26 protein-coding genes, 1 tRNA gene and 2 pseudogenes are annotated in these 17,979 nt (G+C 65.9%); 10 read left to right on the forward strand and 19 right to left on the reverse strand.

What is annotated here, in order from left to right; genetic code table 11:
* Positions 1-6 precede the first annotated feature (6 nt).
* On the forward strand, positions 7-672 hold the full coding sequence (locus DL544_RS14380) for an HNH endonuclease (RefSeq protein WP_032954353.1): 666 nt from the start codon (positions 7-9) through the stop codon (positions 670-672).
* 105 nt (positions 673-777) lie between these two features.
* Positions 778-2,685, forward strand: a complete 1,908-nt coding sequence (gene dxs, locus DL544_RS14385) for a 1-deoxy-D-xylulose-5-phosphate synthase (protein ID WP_053499260.1) — start codon at positions 778-780, stop codon at positions 2,683-2,685.
* 132 nt (positions 2,686-2,817) lie between these two features.
* Here dxs and DL544_RS14390 read toward each other — a convergent pair whose 3' ends face one another.
* From DL544_RS14390 to DL544_RS14400, 3 genes are all read right to left on the reverse strand, one after another.
* Positions 2,818-3,021 (reverse strand): hypothetical protein, encoded by a 204-nt coding sequence (locus DL544_RS14390; RefSeq protein ID WP_005417823.1) that lies wholly within the window; start codon positions 3,019-3,021, stop codon positions 2,818-2,820.
* Between the two features lie 171 nt (positions 3,022-3,192).
* On the reverse strand, positions 3,193-3,750 hold the full coding sequence (locus DL544_RS14395) for a DUF3011 domain-containing protein (RefSeq protein WP_005417825.1): 558 nt from the start codon (positions 3,748-3,750) through the stop codon (positions 3,193-3,195).
* Positions 3,751-3,882: 132 nt separating this feature from the next.
* Entirely contained in the window at positions 3,883-4,089 is a 207-nt protein-coding gene (locus tag DL544_RS14400; RefSeq protein WP_065196610.1) for a hypothetical protein, read from the reverse strand.
* Between the two features lie 402 nt (positions 4,090-4,491).
* On the opposite strand from DL544_RS14400, the pseudogene DL544_RS22050 reads away from it, so the two are divergent.
* The 3 genes and pseudogenes from DL544_RS22050 to DL544_RS14415 all read left to right on the forward strand — a co-directional run bounded on the left by DL544_RS22050 (position 4,492) and on the right by DL544_RS14415 (position 5,387).
* Positions 4,492-4,775 (forward strand): annotated as a pseudogene (locus DL544_RS22050) (hypothetical protein).
* Between the two features lie 12 nt (positions 4,776-4,787).
* Positions 4,788-5,021: a DUF1653 domain-containing protein gene (locus tag DL544_RS14410; protein ID WP_005417832.1), complete on the forward strand. Its 234-nt coding sequence runs from the start codon at positions 4,788-4,790 to the stop codon at positions 5,019-5,021.
* 33 nt (positions 5,022-5,054) lie between these two features.
* Positions 5,055-5,387 (forward strand): SMR family transporter, encoded by a 333-nt coding sequence (locus tag DL544_RS14415; RefSeq protein ID WP_065179577.1) that lies wholly within the window; start codon positions 5,055-5,057, stop codon positions 5,385-5,387.
* Positions 5,388-5,423: 36 nt separating this feature from the next.
* Here DL544_RS14415 and DL544_RS14420 read toward each other — a convergent pair whose 3' ends face one another.
* The 5 genes from DL544_RS14420 to DL544_RS14440 form a co-directional block, all read right to left on the reverse strand.
* Entirely contained in the window at positions 5,424-5,597 is a 174-nt protein-coding gene (locus DL544_RS14420) for a DUF1328 domain-containing protein (protein WP_005417836.1), read from the reverse strand.
* 94 nt (positions 5,598-5,691) lie between these two features.
* Positions 5,692-6,333 carry a LysE family translocator gene (locus DL544_RS14425; RefSeq protein ID WP_005417837.1) on the reverse strand — a complete coding sequence of 214 codons (642 nt, stop codon included), beginning with the start codon at positions 6,331-6,333 and terminating at the stop codon, positions 5,692-5,694.
* 98 nt (positions 6,334-6,431) lie between these two features.
* Complete coding sequence (locus tag DL544_RS14430) at positions 6,432-7,040, reverse strand: ATP-dependent Clp protease proteolytic subunit (protein ID WP_005417839.1); 609 nt, start codon at positions 7,038-7,040, stop codon at positions 6,432-6,434.
* Positions 7,041-7,077: 37 nt separating this feature from the next.
* Entirely contained in the window at positions 7,078-7,428 is a 351-nt protein-coding gene (locus tag DL544_RS14435) for an SRPBCC family protein (RefSeq protein WP_065179579.1), read from the reverse strand.
* Positions 7,428-7,739: an ArsR/SmtB family transcription factor gene (locus tag DL544_RS14440; RefSeq protein ID WP_005417843.1), complete on the reverse strand. Its 312-nt coding sequence runs from the start codon at positions 7,737-7,739 to the stop codon at positions 7,428-7,430. The genes DL544_RS14435 and DL544_RS14440 overlap by 1 nt, the downstream gene beginning before the upstream one ends.
* A gap of 86 nt (positions 7,740-7,825) precedes the next feature.
* Here DL544_RS14440 and DL544_RS14445 point away from each other — a divergent pair, with 86 nt between their 5' ends.
* Positions 7,826-8,539, forward strand: coding sequence for an aspartate/glutamate racemase family protein (locus DL544_RS14445; protein WP_065186022.1), 714 nt, complete (start codon positions 7,826-7,828; stop codon positions 8,537-8,539).
* Here DL544_RS14445 and DL544_RS14450 read toward each other — a convergent pair.
* On the reverse strand, positions 8,531-8,926 hold the full coding sequence (locus DL544_RS14450; protein WP_032954354.1) for a hypothetical protein: 396 nt from the start codon (positions 8,924-8,926) through the stop codon (positions 8,531-8,533). The genes DL544_RS14445 and DL544_RS14450 overlap by 9 nt on opposite strands.
* Positions 8,927-9,167: 241 nt before the next feature.
* Here DL544_RS14450 and DL544_RS14455 point away from each other — a divergent pair, with 241 nt between their 5' ends.
* A complete protein-coding gene (locus DL544_RS14455) occupies positions 9,168-9,683 on the forward strand; it encodes a DUF3011 domain-containing protein (RefSeq protein WP_139727408.1) in 516 nt (171 codons plus the stop codon).
* Between the two features lie 137 nt (positions 9,684-9,820).
* Positions 9,821-9,907, forward strand: a pseudogene (locus DL544_RS22545) (GNAT family N-acetyltransferase); the annotation flags it as partial.
* On the opposite strand, the gene DL544_RS14460 reads toward DL544_RS22545, so the two are convergent.
* Both DL544_RS14460 and DL544_RS14465 read right to left on the reverse strand, forming a co-directional pair.
* Entirely contained in the window at positions 9,886-10,227 is a 342-nt protein-coding gene (locus DL544_RS14460) for a low molecular weight protein tyrosine phosphatase family protein (RefSeq protein ID WP_005417852.1), read from the reverse strand. The pseudogene DL544_RS22545 and the gene DL544_RS14460 sit on opposite strands and share 22 nt — an antisense overlap.
* Positions 10,224-10,424: a hypothetical protein gene (locus DL544_RS14465; RefSeq protein ID WP_005417854.1), complete on the reverse strand. Its 201-nt coding sequence runs from the start codon at positions 10,422-10,424 to the stop codon at positions 10,224-10,226. The genes DL544_RS14460 and DL544_RS14465 overlap by 4 nt, the downstream gene beginning before the upstream one ends.
* Before the next feature lie 555 nt (positions 10,425-10,979).
* Here DL544_RS14465 and DL544_RS14475 point away from each other — a divergent pair.
* Complete coding sequence (locus DL544_RS14475) at positions 10,980-11,441, forward strand: carboxymuconolactone decarboxylase family protein (protein WP_069139815.1); 462 nt, start codon at positions 10,980-10,982, stop codon at positions 11,439-11,441.
* 115 nt (positions 11,442-11,556) lie between these two features.
* Here the strand turns inward: DL544_RS14475 and DL544_RS22055 are convergent, their stop codons facing one another.
* Together DL544_RS22055 and DL544_RS14485 are read right to left on the reverse strand one after the other, a co-directional pair.
* Positions 11,557-11,802, reverse strand: coding sequence for a Rid family hydrolase (locus DL544_RS22055; RefSeq protein WP_255312977.1), 246 nt, complete (start codon positions 11,800-11,802; stop codon positions 11,557-11,559).
* A gap of 267 nt (positions 11,803-12,069) precedes the next feature.
* Positions 12,070-12,573 carry a hypothetical protein gene (locus DL544_RS14485; protein WP_176556929.1) on the reverse strand — a complete coding sequence of 168 codons (504 nt, stop codon included), beginning with the start codon at positions 12,571-12,573 and terminating at the stop codon, positions 12,070-12,072.
* A gap of 19 nt (positions 12,574-12,592) precedes the next feature.
* Between DL544_RS14485 and DL544_RS14490 the strand changes: the two genes are divergently transcribed.
* Positions 12,593-13,066, forward strand: coding sequence for a tyrosine-type recombinase/integrase (locus tag DL544_RS14490; protein WP_005417861.1), 474 nt, complete (start codon positions 12,593-12,595; stop codon positions 13,064-13,066).
* Between the two features lie 82 nt (positions 13,067-13,148).
* Here the strand turns inward: DL544_RS14490 and DL544_RS14495 are convergent.
* The 6 genes from DL544_RS14495 to rplT form a co-directional block, all read right to left on the reverse strand.
* Positions 13,149-13,224 (reverse strand) — tRNA-OTHER (locus DL544_RS14495).
* Between the two features lie 68 nt (positions 13,225-13,292).
* Positions 13,293-13,649: a MerR family transcriptional regulator gene (locus DL544_RS14500; protein WP_005410431.1), complete on the reverse strand. Its 357-nt coding sequence runs from the start codon at positions 13,647-13,649 to the stop codon at positions 13,293-13,295.
* Positions 13,630-13,929, reverse strand: a complete 300-nt coding sequence (locus DL544_RS14505; protein ID WP_005410432.1) for an integration host factor subunit alpha — start codon at positions 13,927-13,929, stop codon at positions 13,630-13,632. Before DL544_RS14505 ends, DL544_RS14500 begins: the two co-directional genes overlap by 20 nt.
* A 26-nt stretch (positions 13,930-13,955) precedes the next feature.
* Positions 13,956-16,337 carry a phenylalanine--tRNA ligase subunit beta gene (gene pheT, locus DL544_RS14510; RefSeq protein WP_065186676.1) on the reverse strand — a complete coding sequence of 794 codons (2,382 nt, stop codon included), beginning with the start codon at positions 16,335-16,337 and terminating at the stop codon, positions 13,956-13,958.
* Between the two features lie 87 nt (positions 16,338-16,424).
* Complete coding sequence (locus DL544_RS14515; protein ID WP_005417865.1) at positions 16,425-17,420, reverse strand: phenylalanine--tRNA ligase subunit alpha; 996 nt, start codon at positions 17,418-17,420, stop codon at positions 16,425-16,427.
* Positions 17,421-17,613: 193 nt separating this feature from the next.
* Positions 17,614-17,973, reverse strand: a complete 360-nt coding sequence (gene rplT / locus DL544_RS14520; RefSeq protein ID WP_005410435.1) for a 50S ribosomal protein L20 — start codon at positions 17,971-17,973, stop codon at positions 17,614-17,616.
* Positions 17,974-17,979: the final 6 nt, after the last annotated feature.

The raw sequence follows: 17,979 nt of genomic DNA on the forward strand, positions 1-17,979 counted from the left end.
CTCCCGATGGAGACAGACACTACACGCTTGGGTCTGATCGAAGCCGGAGCTCCGTTTTCTGCTCCGGGCGCCGAAGCATCGCCCAACGCCACGACGCTGCATCGCCCCGGTTCGGTCCGGCTGCTCTCGCTTGATGCCCACGGACGCGTACTGGACTGGATCACCTGGCAGGATGCGGCCTGCCTCTACGCCCGCGAGGCAGTGGCCTGGACGCTCGGCGATCCCTGCCTGCACATCCACGGTGGCACCAACCGCTTCAGCGGCCTGCAGAGCGGCATGGACCTGCACCCGATCATCGCCGCCCGCGGCCACGCCCGCTCCCGCGCGATCGACCCCACGCCGAACCTGACCAATCAGGCCCTGTTCGCCCGCGACGCCCATCTGTGCATGTACTGCGGCCAGCAGTTCACCCGCCCGACGCTTACCCGCGACCATGTCATGCCGCTGTCCAAAGGTGGCCTGGACTGCTGGGAAAACGTGGTCACCGCGTGCTTCCACTGCAATTCGCGCAAGAGCGACCGCACCCCGCAGCAGGCCGGCATGCCCCTGCTGGCAGTGCCCTACCGGCCCAGCTGGATCGAGCACCTGATCCTGTCCAACCGCAACATCCTGGCCGACCAGATGGCCTTCCTGAAGGCGCAGTTGCCCAAGCGCTCGAAACTCAGCACCTGAACGCCCGAAAATGCAACCCTCACCGTCCTGTCACGGACGGCGGCGTTTGCTTGCCCCACCCCCGTTTGAGGGCGAAAATGGGCGTTCAGAAAAAGTGCGAACATGATGATCGACTCTGCCCGCTATCCCCGCCTCGCGCGCATCCAGACACCGGATGACCTGCGCACGTTCGACGAATCCGAATTGAGGGCGGTCGCCGACGAACTGCGCGCCTACCTCATCGAATCGGTGGGCAAGAGCGGAGGTCACTTCGCCGCCGGCCTGGGCGTTATCGAGCTCACGGTGGCCCTGCACTATCTGTACCAGACCCCGGTCGACCAGCTGGTGTGGGACGTCGGCCATCAGACCTACCCGCACAAGATCCTGACCGGCCGCCGCGACGAGATCCATACTGTCAAGCAGAAGGACGGTGTCGCGCCGTTCCCGAAGCGCGAGGAAAGCGAGTACGACACCTTCGGCGTCGGCCACTCCTCCACCTCGATCTCGGCCGCGCTCGGCATGGCCATCGCCCGCCAGTCCGAAGGCGACGACCGCAAGGTTGTGGCAGTGATCGGTGACGGCGCGATGACTGCCGGCATGGCATTTGAGGCGCTGATGCACGCCGGTGGCATGGAGCCGGAGCCGAACCTGCTGGTGATCCTCAACGACAACAACATGTCGATCTCCGAGGCAGTGGGCGGCCTGACCAAGATGCTGGGCCGAGCGACCGGCAGCCGTACGCTCAACGCGCTGCGCGAAGGTGGCAAGAAGATCCTCGGTGACAAGAAGAACAACCCGGCGCGTTTCGTGAAGCGCTGGGAAGAACACTGGAAGGGCATGTTCGTGCCCTCCACGATGTTCGAGGAAATGGGCTTCCACTACACCGGCCCGATCGACGGCCACGACATGCCGGCCCTGTTGTCCACCCTGAAGACGCTGCGCGCCTCCAAGGGCCCGAAGCTGCTGCATGTGATGACCACCAAGGGCAAGGGCTACGAGCCGGCAGAAGGCGATCAGATCGGTTACCACGCCGTGGGCCCGTTCGATCCGGACAAGGGCCTGGTGGCCAAGGCCGGGGCCAAGAAGCCGACCTATACCGATGTATTCAGCGACTGGCTGTGCGATGCCGCCGCCGCCGAGCCGCGCCTCTACGGCATCACTCCGGCGATGCGCGAAGGCTCTGGCCTGGTGCGCTTCAGCAAGGAATACCCGCAGCGCTATTTCGACGTGGCGATCGCCGAGCAGCACGCGGTCACCCTCGCCGCCGGCATGGCCACCCAGGGTGGCAAGCCGGTGGTGGCGATCTACTCCACCTTCCTGCAGCGTGCGTACGACCAGCTGGTGCACGACGTGGCGATCCAGGATCTGGACGTGCTGTTTGCGATCGACCGCGCTGGCGTGGTCGGTCCGGACGGCGCGACCCACGCCGGCAACCTCGACCTCAGCTTCCTGCGCTGCGTGCCGAACATGGTGGTGATGGCACCCTCCAATGAAGCCGAGTGCCGGCAGATGCTCAGCACCGGCCTGCAGCACCCGGGTCCGGCGGCCGTGCGCTACCCGCGCGGTACGGGTACCGGCGTTGCGGCCGGCACCGACCTGTCGACCCTGCCGATCGGCAAGGGCGAGTTGCGCCTGCAGGGCAACCGCATCGCCCTGCTTGCCTTCGGCAGCACCGTGCCCGCCGCCGAGCAGGTCGGCCGCGAACTGGGCCTGAGCGTGGTCAACATGCGCTTCATCAAGCCACTGGATCGCGAGCTGGTGCTGACCATGGCCGCGCAGCACGAGGGCCTGGTCACGATCGAAGACAACGTCGTGGCCGGCGGTGCCGGTTCCGGTGTCGGTGAACTGCTCAATGCCGAAGGCGTGCTGCGTCCGATCCTGCACCTGGGCCTGCCCGACAGCTACCAGCACCACGCCAGCCGCGAGGACCTGCTGGCCGAAGCCGGTATCGATGCGGCCGGCATCCGCGCCGCCGTGCTCAAGCGTTGGCCACAGCTGGCCGCAGGCAGCCCACCGCTGAGCGCAGCGGGCTGAGGCCGATCAGGAATCCACGCATCACGGGAAGGTGCAGCCGAAGGCTCGCACCTTCCACGGTGGAAGCAGGTGGTTCCACGCCATGCGTGGATGGCCGGACCCCGCAGGCCCGCCCCGGCAGGCGCCCCACGCTCAACCGTAACTGACCGCTTCCACGAACGCCCCGCTGGCCTCCACGCGCACGGCGGCGCGCTGCCCGGTGTCGACGAAGTGCAGGCGGGCCAGGGTCTCGGCAAAGTCATAGGCTCGTGCGCCATCACGGAACTCGATTGGCTCCGGCCTATCCGGGTGCAGCACGCGCCACTGGCGCTGTTCGCATTGCAGGCGGATCAACATGCAGCTCACTCCTTGAGGCAGCGTATCGACGGCGGCGCGATGCTGATGCCGGCTACGGCAATCGACATCGGGAATCAGGGCACGCAAGGCGCCCTGATCACAGACGATACGGCGTTCAAAATGTGAGCTGTATCAGATTATTCTGATTTTCATGGGTTGAATCCGTAAAGCTCAGTTCACCTGAAACTGCGCCCTGCAGCCATCGCTCACCCAGATGCCGCGGCGATCCCAGCCCCAGCTCTGGCCTTCGATGCAGGCACTGCGCGAGTCCTGGCGGATCAGGCGCACGCCCCGGCGGATGCGGGCATCGCAGTACTCCTGCCGGTGGCCATTGGAATGGCAGGTAACCACATCGCCGCCACCCCATCCATTGCCGTTGCCCCAGCCGCCGCCATTGCCGCCCCAGCCGCCGCCGCGGCGGTACTCACCGACGAATTCGGCACGGCACCCCTGTGTGACCCAGACGCCGTTGCGCGACTGGCCCCAGGTCTCACCTTCCACACAGGGCGAACCGGACAACTGGCGGATCAGCCGCGCGCGGCCATCCAGGCGGCACTCGTTGCTGCGGTTCTTGACCGACTCGCAGCGCACGATGCCACTGCCATCGCGGCCGCCATAGCGGTCGTCGTCGTAGCCGTAGCCATAGCTCTGCGCCTGGGCGCCGCCGGCGGCCGCCAGCATCGGCAACAGGGTGCAGGCCAGGGTGCGCCAGGTGAGTGCCTTGCCCATCGAGATCTCCAGATGAATACGATGGCGCAAGCATCCGGGATTCACGGCCCGGCGCACAGAGGGAGGCGCGATGGCAGTTGTTCCTCCATTCAAACAACTCAACCGTGGCTGACTGCACTACGGGGGCTGGCGTCACTCTCCAACGTAAAGCGCGTCTACCGTGTTGCCAAGCGCCTCGACCCGCACCGTGCTGCGCTGGCCGGTGCGGCGGTGATGCTCCAGGGCCAGCGCGGCGGCGGCATCAAAGGCGTCGGCGCCCCGGGCGTAACCGGTGGTGTCGCTCATCTGCGGATGCAGTACGGACCAGCGCTGGGCATTGCATTGGACGGTGATGACCATCGGGAGGCTCCTGCGGATGAAAGGGTGCAGTGGCAGGCAGCGGGCCGCTTGCCGTTACACCATCAGGCTAGCGACCGCCTCCGGGATGGCCTATCAGATTTGTACGAAAATGCCGCGCCTTCGCGTCGGATCTTGGCTTTCCTCACATCCCTGAGTCCGTTTAGCCCGTTCATTCCGTGATCCTTGTCACGGAGTCAGGCTGGCTTCACACTACCGTCATCAACAGGGGCCCCTTCCACATGCGCACCTTCTTCTCACAGCAACGCTGGACGTTGCTGAAGTTCTATTTCGTGGCCAGCTATCTGATCCTGATCGAAGAGTTGATCCGCGCCGCCGTGCATTGAGCGCTTGCTGTCGAGCTATTTGCGACAGAAAATGTCGCTTTAGGCGCGGAGCTCGCACATGAAGGTGCTTCTTCTGATCCCGGCCCTGCTGGCTCTGGCCGGCTGTGCCAGCCAGGACACGGCGACCGCGCGCGCTGATGCCGCTGAGGCGTCGCCAGCGACGCCGGTGGTGGGGGCGACCGTGATGCGCACGGCTGTATCGGCTCTGCCGGGTATCAGTGGTGCGAACACAGCCAGCGCTGCGAGCGCCCCTGGGAGCTGGCGCAGGCGCAGGGCCTGGCCAACACGGCCGAGGCCATCGACGCGTACTGCGCCAAGCCCGCCAGCCCGGCGCGCAAGTGAGCACGCCCTGCCATGGCTGAGCTGACTCCCCTGCCCGATCTCGCCCGTGGCCGGTATCGCCACTTCAAGGGCGGCGACTACGAGGTGATCGACATCGTCCGCAGCAGCGAGACGTTGGAGCCGATGGTGCTCTATCGCGCACTCTATGGCGAAGGCGGCCTGTGGGTACGCCCCTACCCGATGTTCATCGAGCAGGTTCCGGGCGAACACGGCCCGCAGGCGCGCTTCGCTCGCATCGACGACTGATCCGGTGCGACCCGCAGTGAACCGGAGCCCACGATGAACCCCTATGTCTACTTGGCCGCCGCCATCGTGCTGGAAGTGATCGCCACGTCGCTGCTGAAGGCCTCGGACGGCATGAGCCGGCTGTGGCCGACAGTGGGCGCGCTGGTTGGCTATGGGCTGTGCTTCTACCTGCTGTCGGTCACCATGAAGTCGGTGCCGACCGGCATCGCCTATGCAATCTGGTCCGGCGTCGGCATCGTGCTGATCTCGCTGATCGGCTTGGTGGTGTTCAAGCAGCGGCTGGATGCACCGGCATTGATCGGGATCGGCCTGATCTGCGCCGGCGTACTGGTGATCAATCTGTTCTCGCGCAGCAGCGCGCACTGAAGACGCTGCTGCGCGAACGGCGATAGCTGACCTTCTTCAGCTGACCTTCTTCGCCACGCTCATGCCGATCAGGAACAGCACCACGGCGATGATGATGCCTGCCCAGAACAGGAACTTGGCAATGCCCACGGCGGCGCCAGCGATGCCGCCGAAGCCCAGCACGCCCGCGATGATGCCGATGATGGCGAAGATGATGGCCCACTTGATCATGTCGATCCTTTCCCAGCAGGGAATGCAAACGGTGCGATCAGGCTAGGCCTCCACCGATGCGGCGCTCGTGAACGGGCCGCGTGTGCGGCGTGAATCAACGCGGCCGGAAGCGCAACAACGCCACTGCGAAAGCCAGGAACACGCTTCCCACCAGCCGCTCGAACCAGCGCCGTGCGAATGGCTTGGCGAGCCAACGGCGCAGGCCGTGACCACCGGCCGCATACATCACGTACCAGAACAGTTCGCAGGCCGCGAAGGTCGCCACCAGCACACTGTACTGCACGGCCTGGCTGCGCGACGGGTCGACGAACTGTGGCAGGAACGCTGCGGCGAACAGCAGTAGTTTGGGATTGCTCAGGCCGACCCACAGGCCGCCGCGGAACACCGTTCCTGCGCCATGTACCGGCGCCAGTGTGACCTCGTCAGCATCGGCCACCGCGGGTGCGGGCCGGCAACTGTCGCGCCAGGCCTTGATGCCGAGCCAGGCCAGGTAGGCCACACCGAGATAGCGCAGCACCTCGAACAGCATGGGCGAGGAATGCAGCAGCGCACTCAGGCCCGCTGCGGAAGCCGCCAGCACCAGCAGCATCGCCAGCAGGCAGCCGGCCATGGCCGGCACGCTGCCGCGAAATCCCAGCCCGACGCTGCGGCCAAGGATGTGCAGCATGTTGGGCCCAGGCGTCCCGCACAGCACGAAGACCGTGGCCAGGAACCACCACCAGGTATGCAGGGCCATGTCGGGCGTCCACTTCAGAACATCCAACCAGCATAGAGTGCGCCGGCCTGGCGCGGCACACACAGTGCAGCATGGATGCGGTGGTTACAGAGGCAGGCTCAGGCCGCGAGCGCGTCGCGCCGTACCAGTACCTGGTCGATCAGGCCCCATTCGCATGCCTGCTCGGCGCTCATGAACCGATCGCGGTCCAGGGTCTGTTCGACCTCCTCGAAACTGCGTCCGCAATGCCGCGCATACAGCTGGGTGATGCGCTGCTTGGTGCGCTGCATCTCCTCGGCGTGGATGAAGATGTCCGAAGCCTGGCCCTGCACCCCGCCCAGCGGCTGGTGCACATGCAGGCTGGCATTGGCCAGCGCCGCGCGGTGACCCGGCTCGCCGGCCATCAGCAGGAACGAACCCATCGACCGCGCGGTGCCCATGCACAGCGTATGCACCGGGGCCGAGATGTATTGCATCGTGTCGTACATCGCCAGGCCGCTGGAGATCACCCCACCCGGCGAGTTGATGTACAGATGGATCGGCTTCTCCGGATTTTCAGATTCAAGGAACAGCAGTTGCGCGCAGACCAGCGCCGATACGGTGTCATCGACTTCGCCGTTGAGAAAGATGATGCGCTCGCGCAGGAGCCGCGAGTAGATGTCATAGGAGCGCTCACCGCGCTCGCTGCGTTCCACCACCATCGGTACCAGCTGCATTCTGTCCCGCATGTGCCTGCTCCCTGTAGCGTTCGATCCAGGCGCCGGCTCACGCCGCGCGCATCACCGTGCGATGGTCATCGTTGGACGCCGGCGGTATCAGCGCGCGCCGGTCGGTGAGCCGATGCACGATGGTCAGCACCGTTCCCCCATCCTCATCAGCGCGCAGCCGGAAACACACCAGGCTGTGCAGATGTGGGGGCTGTGCATCGCGCAAGCGGAATCCGAGCTCCCGCCCCTCCTCGAACAGGCAGGGCTTTGGATCGGCAAGATCGGCGGCAGGCAACCAGCGCTCACGCAGTGCCGGATCGAACAGTGCGCGCCAGACCCGTTCCGGTGGCGCAGGCAACCGCTGCTCCATCACCAGCGCGGGAGCCGCTTCCTTCAGAACATCGTCCATCAGTCCATCTCCTCCAGCAGGTTCTGCAGTGCGGACATCCGCGCCGGCCAGTAGGCCCGGTAACGCTGCAGCCAGCGTCCGATGTGGGCCAGCCCGCGCGGATCGACTTCATAGTGGACGAAGCGCCCCTGGCGCTGCTCACGCACCAGCCCTGCATCGCGCAGCACTGCCAGGTGCTGGGACATCGCAGACTGGCTGATCGCAATGCCCTCGCGCAGCGCGCTGGCATGCCGCCCGCCATCGGCCAGCTTTTCGAAGATGTGGCGGCGGGTGGGGTCAGCCAGCGCCTTGAACAGGGCGTTCTCGATCATGATCAACACATTAGCAACTACTAATGTGTAGTGCAACTGCCACAGCCGCTGTGCTGCAATGACGGCTTCCTGGCATGGAGCAGTGCATGAAGACCCTTGGCCTGATCGGCGGCATGAGCTGGGAAAGCTCGGCGCAGTACTACCGGCTCATCAACGAGGCGGTGCGGAATCGCCTCGGTGGCGCGCATTCGGCGCAACTGCTGCTGTGGTCGGTGGATTTCGCCGACATCAAGCAGTTGCAGCACGACGGTCAGTGGGATGTGCTGGGCAACCACATGCTCGATGCCGCGCGGCGACTGCAGGCCGGTGGCGCCGAGCTGCTGGTGATCTGCACCAACACCATGCATATGCTGGCCGGCCGGATCGAAGCCGAATGCCCGCTGCCCCTGCTGCATATCGCCGACCCGACCGCCACGGCGATCCTGCAGGCAGGCATCCGCAAGGTGGGACTGCTCGGCACCGCCTTCACCATGGAGCAGGCGTTCTACCGCGACCGGCTGCAGGACCGCTTCGGGCTGCAGGTACTGGTTCCGGAGGCTGATGATCGCCGCTGCGTGCACGACATCATCTACCAGGAGCTGATCGCCGGCGTGGCCAGCGAGCACTCGCGGCAGGTGTACGCCGGCGTGATTGCGCGGCTGGTCGCGCGCGGCGCCGAAGCGATCATCCTCGGCTGTACCGAGATCATGCTGCTGGTGCGCCCCGAGGACAGTGCGGTGCCGTTGTTCGACACGACCACCCTGCACGCGCTTGCGGCGGTGGACGCTGCGCTGGCCCGACCGCGCGCAGCGTCAGCCTAGGCCCTGGACTTCCAGTGCGGTGATCAGCCAGTCGACCACAGCCTGCGAATCACACAGGAAGAAGATGGCATCGCCCGAACGCGCTTCGGTCAGCAGCCGATAGACGGTAATCGCCACCGCCGACTGGTTGGCGATGAACACCTCCGGGCTGCGCGGCCCTTCGCTGTGGCCGGCCACGGCGTGCAACGCCTTGCGCGCAGCCACGGTGGCGGGCGGGTCTGCGCTGCGGGTCAGTTCCGGCCCGCGCAGGCCCCACGCAATGAACACATGCTTGCCCTTGAACGTGGTGTCCAGGACACGCACCTGCCCGGCCTCTGCGCCAGCCGAGCGATGAATGACGGTACTGCTGATCAACGCAACCCCCTGTGGTCGTCGTGGTCCGCGCATCCTCCTCCGCAAGCCGGCTGCACGCCAGTGACGGCAGCCACAGGCTGCGCCGGCATGCGTGGGAGACATGTAAGAAGGTGTAAGCCGATGCGATCGGATGTGCCGCGATGATAAGGGATGTAAGGCCCTGCATGGGCCGGTGCGCACTACTAAATCCCCACTGAGCCAGCGCCGGAACGATCCGTTCCGACGGCCTCGGGCTGGTCCATTCTTGCGGCCCATTCCCCTGCCGAGGCTCTCCATGACCCATCGCCTGTTGCCGCCCATTGCCACCTCCGCCCTGGCCCTGCTGCTGGTGGCCACCACGGTGGCCGCCCAGGACTACGACAGCGATCACATTCCGCCGCTGCGTTGCGAGTCGCAGTTCAACAAGACCCAGCAGTGCCCGATCGAAGGCCGCATGCGCATGGCCAGGCAGCTGTCGGTCACCCGCTGCGTCGAGGACCAGAACTGGGGCCAGAGCCGCCGCATGCTCTGGGTCACCGAAGGCTGCCGTGCTGAGTTCGTGGCAGACGAACAGGGACGCGGCCGCTGGCCGGGGCACGGCCGGGATCGTGATCGGGATGACGACGGCGAGCGCCTGGTCTGCGAGTCCTACGAGCAGAAGGACAAGGAATGCCGCATCCGGGTGCGCCATGAAGTGCGCCTGGTCAAGCAGAAGTCGGTGACGCCGTGCGTCGAGGACCGCAACTGGGGCTGGGACCGCCGCGGGGTGTGGGTCAGCGACGGCTGCCGTGCCGAGTTCCGCGTGTATTGACTGCCGACCACACGCTGGCTTTGGCGGATACGCAGACACGGCCGACGTGATCGATGGACTGGGCGCATCCAGTCCAGGAGCCTGCGATGGCACCACCCGATCCTTCCTCGACGATGCTGCATATCCGCGAGGTGATGCCCGCCTCGGGTTTCATCGACAGCGGCATCGGGCATGGATTGGACGAAGGCGATCCGGAGCTGATCTACCGCTTTTCCGGCAGCTGATCGAGATACGTGGTCACCTTTGCGTCCAGCAGGTCCATCAACACCGGATCCATGCAGCGATAGTCGTCGGGGATGTCCAGGCAATGCAGGCGCTTGTGTTCCAGCAGGCGCGCGTATGCGGCCCGCAGGCGATGCTGGTGCTTGGCCTCCATCACGAAGATGACATCGGCCCAGCGGATATCCGCCGGGCCGATGGGGCGTCGTGCATGCGGGCTGGTGCCGGCCGACAGCGCGTTGAAGCCGGGCCGCCGTCGCCACATGGCTTCGGCGGTCGGGCTCCGCAGCTGGTTGCGGCTGCAGACGAACAGCAGGTTGATCATTCCTGTTCCTGCAGTTGCCGGGCGCTGAGGACCGGATAGGTGAAGCCCAGCTGGCGTGCACGCGCGAGCTTGGCATCGCGCGTATACAACAGCTTCCAGCTCTTCTCGGGCTTGTAGCGGTAGGCGGTCGTGGCGCGGTCGCCACCACGATTGCGGGCCTGGCTGCGACGCCAGGCACGGTTTCTTGCAGATTCCATGATGTGTTCTCGTGAGTACCGGGTTCAGCAGCCGCGGTAGTACGAGTGGCGCGCAGCATACACCGCACGCACAAAAAAGCCCACGCATCGCTGCGCGGGCTTCTTGATTCATCACAGTGGTCGGGACGGCCGGATTCGAACCGACGACCCTCTGCCCCCCAGGCATCGTTCCAGATAGGCCCATCCCGTTGATCTGTAAGGGTTTCAGGCCTTCGCAGGGCATCCCAAAAGTGCAAATTGCGCCCCAATCCGATCAATCACTTACGAGCCGATAGGGTGCATATGGCGGCTCTACCCGACGCCATCCGAACGGCGGCGATGCGATCCCCCATCAGCCAATCCCCTTCCCTGTCCCGCCAATCGAGGATCTTCTCCGGGTGCTCCCCGCCGCGCCCCGTATCTAGCGCCCCACGGCCAGCATCCCCTTCCTCGGCGAGCGTACATGCAGCGGATCGCGACGAGCCTAGGCAGGTGTCACGAACTGCTGCCCGTCGGCGTCCTTGCTTCGGGTGGGGCGGTTCCGGCCCCACAGATACCCGAAAAGGACCCATTAAAATGAATCGAGCGAACTGGTTCGTAGTCTCTCCCGAGGGCGCCAAAGCCGTGGGGCAACTGCATCACTTTGTGACCGCGAACACATCTCTGCCGCCGAAACTGGTGCATCTGGTGTTTTTGCGTGTGTCGCAGCTAAACGGCTGCGCCCACTGCATCGACATTCATACCCGTGATCTGCTTAAGGAAGGCATGCCGTTCGACACAATCGCTCTCCTACCTGTTTGGCACGAGGCCGCCTATCTATTCTCCGAACAAGAGCGCGCCGCACTGGCATGGGCAGAGGAAGTGACGCTCGTGAGCGAAACCCATGCATCTGATGAGGCGTACGAAAAAGTAGCCGCAGTATTCGGCGAGAAAGACCTGGTCGACCTCACGCTCACCATTGCGGCCATGAACGCGATCAACCGGATGGGCGTGAGCTTCAGATTGAAGCCCCGCGCCAAGCCCGCTGCGGAGAAGTAGCGTACGGCACGCCGGAGATCGTCCTGGCTTTGTCCGGGCCGAGGCGCTCGTAAAAACCATCGGTGGCCTACTCACCGCAAGGAACGGGCGGAGCAAGCCCCGCCCACATAGTGCCTTAACCCTGGACTTCCGCCCGGAAGGCAATCTCAATCAGCTGCTCGGGGAAGGCCAACGCCGAGACCCCGATCAGGTTGCTGGCCACCTGCGGCACCGGCTGGCCATACACGGCCGGCCGGACTTTGCTACTGGCCGCGAAAGCGGCCGGAACGTCGATGACGAACAGCGTTTCCTCGACCACGTCCGCGATCGACCCACCCAGCTCTGCCAGCAGCACCTGCGCGTTCTCGTAGGTGCGCCTCATCTGGGCTTCCATGGTATCGAAGTTGGCGGGCTTGCCGTCGGCCCCAGCTCCGCCGGCGCAACCAGCTCGCCCTGCGGCGTGTGCGAGAGCTGGCCGGACACGAAGATCGTGTTGTTGACGCGGACGGCCTGTACGTACCCGTAGGCCGATTCCCACGGCACTCCGAAGCTGGCGGTCTTTCGATTGGTAGCGTTCATCATTGCTCTCTCTGGTGAAAGGGCAAGTGTGGCAAGCATTTTGAGTCGACCGCCTCCCCTGAACGGGGGATCAGATTCGAGCGCGGGACAGCTGCTCTCTACCTGCCTTGACCCATGCCTTCATCGGATCCCTCGCCCTGGGCTTGGTCTCCTTCGGCGGTCGGCGCGGTTCCAGCGCTTCCTTGATCCGCGCCAGTTCCAACCGCCCGGCCTCGGCCAGGCGCCGGGCCTGTTGCTGCTGCTCGCGCGTCGGCGGCAGGCCTAGCAGCGGCGGCTCGGGCTGGATCGGAGTGCTGTCGGTCAGCCGGGCGACCGCCTGGCGCAGGGGAAGATCGGGATACAGCCTGGCCGCGCACCAGCGCTCGGCGTACCGCTTCGCCTGCCGGACGTTGGCCGCGCGCACTTCCTTCACCTGCCACATCTTCTGGCCTTCCATCCATAGCCGGACCCCGGAACCGCCGTCGGGCGTGACGCTGGCCGTCTCCCGGCCGTTGTACCAAAGCGCCCAGCGCTCGCCGGTCTGGACCCAGCCAGAGGGGATTGGGGCGGTGCGGAAGCCGTGGGAAGAACGCATGGCCGGAAGGATACGGCTGGTGACGGTGAAGTTTGCCGACGTGCGCGACGGCCACCTGTGGGTAGTGCCGTCGAAAACCGAGGGCTCGACGAACGTTCGACTACAGATCGCCGTGGCCGGGCCGCTGCTCGACCTGCTGGCCAGGTGCCGCGATGACGTGGTTTCGCCGTTCGTGATCCACCGCCTGCCGGAAAAGGCCAGGCCCAGCGACAAGCGCGCGAAGGACCGAGCGCACCACACGCAGGTGCTGCCCGAGCAGCTGTCGCGTGCGTTCGCAAAGGCACGCGATGCTGCCGGCGTGGGTGGCGAAGCACCGCCAACATTCCATGAGATCCGCAGCCTGGGCGGTGCGCTGCTGCGCGATGCGGGCTGGACCACGGAACAGATTCAAGCGCTGATGGGACACGGCAACGCGTCGATGACTGAGCATTACCTGGGTGGCCATGAAGCGCCGTGGCAGCCGGTCACCACGGGTATCGCGCTACCTCGATAGGGTGGCGATAGGGTGGTAATAGGGTGCACAACGAAAAAGGGCCTGCACCGCATGGCGCAAGCCCTTGTTCTATCGCTGCTTTTGGTCGGGACGGCCGGATTCGAACCGACGACCCTCTGCCCCCAGGCAGATGCGCTACCAGGCTGCGCTACGCCCCGACTGATGCTGCGATGTGCCCGCCAGTGCGGCGGGCCGTGAAGTATAGCGGATTACGATGGAAATTGGATCAGCGGCGCAGCAACTGCAGCACTTCTTCCAGCTCCATGCGCACCTGCTTGATGATCTGGTTGCTCAGCGCCGATTCCTCGCGGGCATCGGGACCATCCAGGCGCAGGCGTGCACCACCGATGGTGTAGCCCTGTTCGTACAGCAGGCTGCGGATCTGCCGCACCATCAGCACGTCATGGCGCTGGTAGTAGCGGCGGTTGCCTCGGCGCTTGGCCGGCTCAAGGCTGGGAAACTCGGTTTCCCAGTAGCGCAGGACGTGCGGCTTGACGTCGCACAGCTCGCTGACCTCACCGATGGTGAAGTAGCGCTTGGCCGGGATCGGCGGTAGTTCGCGATTACTGCCCGGATCCAGCATAAGCTTCCACCCTCTCCTTGAGCTTCTGGCCCGGACGGAAGGTGACCACCGTACGGGCGGAAATCGGAATTTCCTCGCCGGTCTTCGGGTTGCGACCCGGGCGCTGGTTCTTGCGCCGCAGATCGAAATTACCGAAGCCCGACAGCTTCACCTGACGTCCCTGTTCCAATGCTTCACGCAGCACATCGAAAAACGCGTCGACGAATTCCTTGGCTTCCCGCTTGTTCAGACCGACTTCGTCGAACAGCTTTTCCGCCATCTCCGCCTTGGTCAATGCCATTGCCTGCTACCCCGAGTGCCGCCCGCTCAGCCGCGGATCCGGGCGTGGTGTTCACGCTCGATGGCAGTGACCGCCTCGGCCACCACCGCATCCACGTCGCGGTCCGTCAGAGTGCGCGACTTGTCCTGCAAAATCAAGCCCATAGCGAGACTCTTGAATCCCGGCTCGACGCCCTGGCCGACGTAACGGTCGAACAGGTTCAGGTCGCGCAGCAGCGGGCCGGCGGCCTGGCGCACGGTCGCCGCCAGATCGGCCCAGGCCACCTGTTCAGGCACCAGGAACGCCAGGTCGCGACGCACCGCCGGGAAGCGCGACAGCTCGCCGGCACGTGGCAGGCGACGGGCGGTCAGCGGTTCCAGATCCAGCTCGAAGGCGTAGACATCGGCCTCGATATCCATCGCCTTGGCCAGACGCGGGTGGATCTGGCCGATCCAGCCGATCACCACGCCATCGCGGTACACCTCGGCCGACCGCGCCGGGTGGCCGTAGGCACGGGCCGACGGGCGGAACTCCAGTACCGCACCACTGGCAGCCGCCAGCGATTCCAGGTCGCCCTTCAGGTCATGGAAGTCGACCTTGCGAGTCGGCAGGCCCCACTGCACCGCCTGCGCGTCACCGCAGACAGCTGCCGCCACGCGCGGCGTTTCCAGCGGTGCCGGCTGGCCATCTCCGGCCTGCTGGGCGAACACGCGGCCGAGCTCGAACAGGCGCACGCGGCCGAGCTGGCGGGCGGCGTTGCGGCCCAGTGTGGCGACCAGGCCCGGCAGCAGCGACGGACGCATTACCGCCAGTTCGGCCGACAGTGGATTGGCCAGTGGCACCAGGCCGTCGCGCAGCTGCCACTGGGCCAGCAGCGCATCGTCGACGAAGGCGAAATTGACGGTTTCCTGCTGGTCACGGGCGATCAGCTGGCGGCGCACGCTCAGCGCGTCCAGCTGGGTCTCGCTCGGCATCGCCACGCGGGCGGCACCGCCCGGCAGCGTGGTCGGGATCTGCTCGTAACCGTGGATGCGGGCCAGCTCTTCGATCAGGTCTTCTTCAATGGCGATGTCGAAGCGGCGGCTCGGCGCGACCACCTGCCAGCCGTCGGCAGCAGCAACCACGTCCATGCCCAGCGCGCGCAGGATGCGCTCGACTTCCGCATCGTCGATGGTGATGCCGAGCACGCGGGTGATGCGGGCGCGGCGCAGCACGATGGTTGCCGGCTGCGGCAGATCGGCTTCACGCACGGCCTCGGTAACCGGCGCCGGGGTGCCGCCCGCCAGGTCCAGCACCAGGCGAGTGGCGTACTCGATCGCGATGCGCGGCAGCGCCGGATCGACGCCGCGCTCGAAGCGGTGGCCGGCATCGGTGTGCAGGCCCAGCTTGCGGCCACGGCCCATGATCGCAGCCGGCGCGAAGTGCGCGGCTTCCAGGAACACGGCGGTGGTTGCGTCGGTGACACGGGTGTCGAAGCCGCCCATCAGGCCAGCCAGGCCGATCGCACGATCGGCGTCGGTGACCACCAGGAAGCTGTCGTCCAGCGCGGCATCGCGGCCGTCCAGCAGCTTCAGCGTCTCGCCCGCGCGCGAACGGCGCACGGCAATGCTGCCCTGCAGGGTGCCGAGGTCGTAGGCATGCATCGGCTGGCCCAGCTCCAGCATCACATACTGGGTGATGTCGACCAGCAGCGAGACCGGACGCACGCCACTGCGGCGCAGGCGCTCGGCCATCCACAACGGAGTCTTGGCGGCGGCGTTGACGCCCTCGATGACACGGCCCAGGTAACGCGGCGCTTCGGCGCCGGCGTCGAGCTGGATGCTCAGCTCACGGCTGCCGACTGCCGGAATGGCCTCGGCAGCGAAGTCCAGCACTTCGCTGCGGGTGGCGGCGGCGACGTCATAGGCGATGCCGCGCAGGCTGAAGCAGTCGGCGCGGTTCGGGGTCAGCTTGATCTCGATGCTGGCGTCCGGCAGGCCCAGGTAGTCGACCAGGGCGTGGCCGACCGGCGCGTCATCGGGCAGCTCCAGCAGGCCGGAGGCATCGTTGTCCAGGCCCAGCTCCTTGGCCGAGCACAGCATGCCGTTGGACTCGACGCCGCGCAGCTTGGCCGGCTTGATCTTCAGCTCGCCGATCTGCGCACCCACCATGGCCAGCGGCGCGACCAGGCCCGGGCGCGCGTTCGGTGCGCCGCAGACGATCTGCAGCAGTTCGCCCTGCCCGGCATCGACCCTGCACACCTGCAGGCGATCAGCTTCGGGATGGCGCACGGCCTCGACGATGCGCGCCACGACCACGTGATCGAGGCCTTCGCCCAGCGCGGTCACTTCTTCCACTTCCAGGCCGATGGCGGTCAGCACTGCACTCAGTTCATCGCGCGAGGCGCCGGTCGGGACATGGCTGCGCAGCCAGTTTTCGGAGAATTTCATGGTGTCACCCTGGTGGGCCCGGCGCATGCGCCTGGGCCTGCGAATTTAGGAGCAGCCGAGCATGGCTCGGCTCTACATGGTTGCGGCTTACGCGAACTGTTTCAGGAATCGCACGTCGTTCTCGAAGAACGCGCGCAGATCGTTGACGCCGTAACGAAGCATCGCGAAACGCTCCACGCCCATGCCGAACGCGAAGCCGGTGTAGCGCTCCGGATCGATGCCGACGTTGCGCAGCACGTTCGGATGGACCATGCCGCAGCCCAGCACTTCCAGCCAGCGGGTGCTGCCGTCGGGCTGCTGCCAGGCAATGTCCACTTCCGCGCCCGGCTCCACGAACGGGAAATAGCTGGGGCGGAAGCGCATCTCGAAGTCGCGCTCGAAGAACGCGCGCACGAACTCGGCCAGCGTGCCCTTCAGGTCGGCGAAGGTCGAATGCTCGTCCACCAGCAGGCCTTCCACCTGGTGGAACATCGGCGAATGGGTCTGGTCGCTGTCGCTGCGGTACACCTTGCCGGCGGCGATCATGCGCAGTGGCGGCGCGTGGTCGCCCATGTAGCGCACCTGCACGCCGGAGGTGTGCGTGCGCAGCAGGCGGCCGTCGCCGAAGTAGAAGGTGTCGTGCATGGCGCGCGCCGGATGGTGCGGCGGGAAGTTCAGCGCCTCGAAATTGTGCCAGTCGTCCTCGATCTCCGGCCCTTCCGACAGCTCGTAGCCCAGCCGGCCGAAGATGCCGGTGATGCGCTCCAGGGTGCGGGTGATCGGGTGCAGGCCGGCACGGTCGCCGTTGCGGCCCGGCAGGGTGATGTCGATGGCTTCGGCGGCCAGGCGCGCATCCAGCGCCGCGTCCTCCAGCAGCGCCTTGCGCTCGCCCAGCGCGCGGGTCAGCGCGTCGCGGGCCTGGTTGATCGCTTCACCAGCGGCCTTGCGCTCGTCCGCCGGCAGGGCGCCGAGCTGCTTGAGCTGCGAGGTGATGCTGCCACTCTTGCCAAGCAGGGCCACGCGCAGCTGTTCCAGCACGTCGGGACTCTGTGCGGCGGCCACATCGGCCAGCGCCTGGGTGGTGAGGGATTGGATGTCGCTCATGGGGGGCCGGAACTCCAGTCGATCTGCCATCGCGATGCGCGAAGGGCCGACCCCTGTCGCCACCGCCGTCCCCGCGCTGCCGCCATGGCCTCGCCGGAACCCAAAAAAGAATGGGGAAGGACTTGCGCCCTTCCCCATGCATTGCCTTGACCTGACACCGTTCCGAGTGAACGGTTACGGCATCGGGAAGGACTTATGCCGCCAGCGCGCCCTTGGCCTTTTCGGCCAGCGCAGCAAAACCGGCTGCGTCGTGCACGGCGATGTCAGCCAGGACCTTGCGATCCAGGGTGATGCCAGCCTTCAGCAGGCCGTTCATGAAGCGGCTGTAGCTCAGGCCGTTGATGCGGGCAGCCGCATTGATACGGGTGATCCACAGCGAACGGAAGTTGCGCTTCTTCTGCTTACGGCCGATGTAGGCGTACTGCTGTGCCTTGATGACCGCCTGCTTGGCGACGCGGAAGACCTTGCGACGGGCGTTGTAATAGCCCTTGGCGAGATCCAGAATCTTCTTGTGGCGGCGACGCGCCTGTACGCCACGCTTAACTCGTGCCATTTTTCA

Source organism: Stenotrophomonas sp. pho, from assembly GCF_006228405.1.
GTDB classification, from domain to species: Bacteria; Pseudomonadota; Gammaproteobacteria; order Xanthomonadales; family Xanthomonadaceae; genus Stenotrophomonas; species Stenotrophomonas sepilia.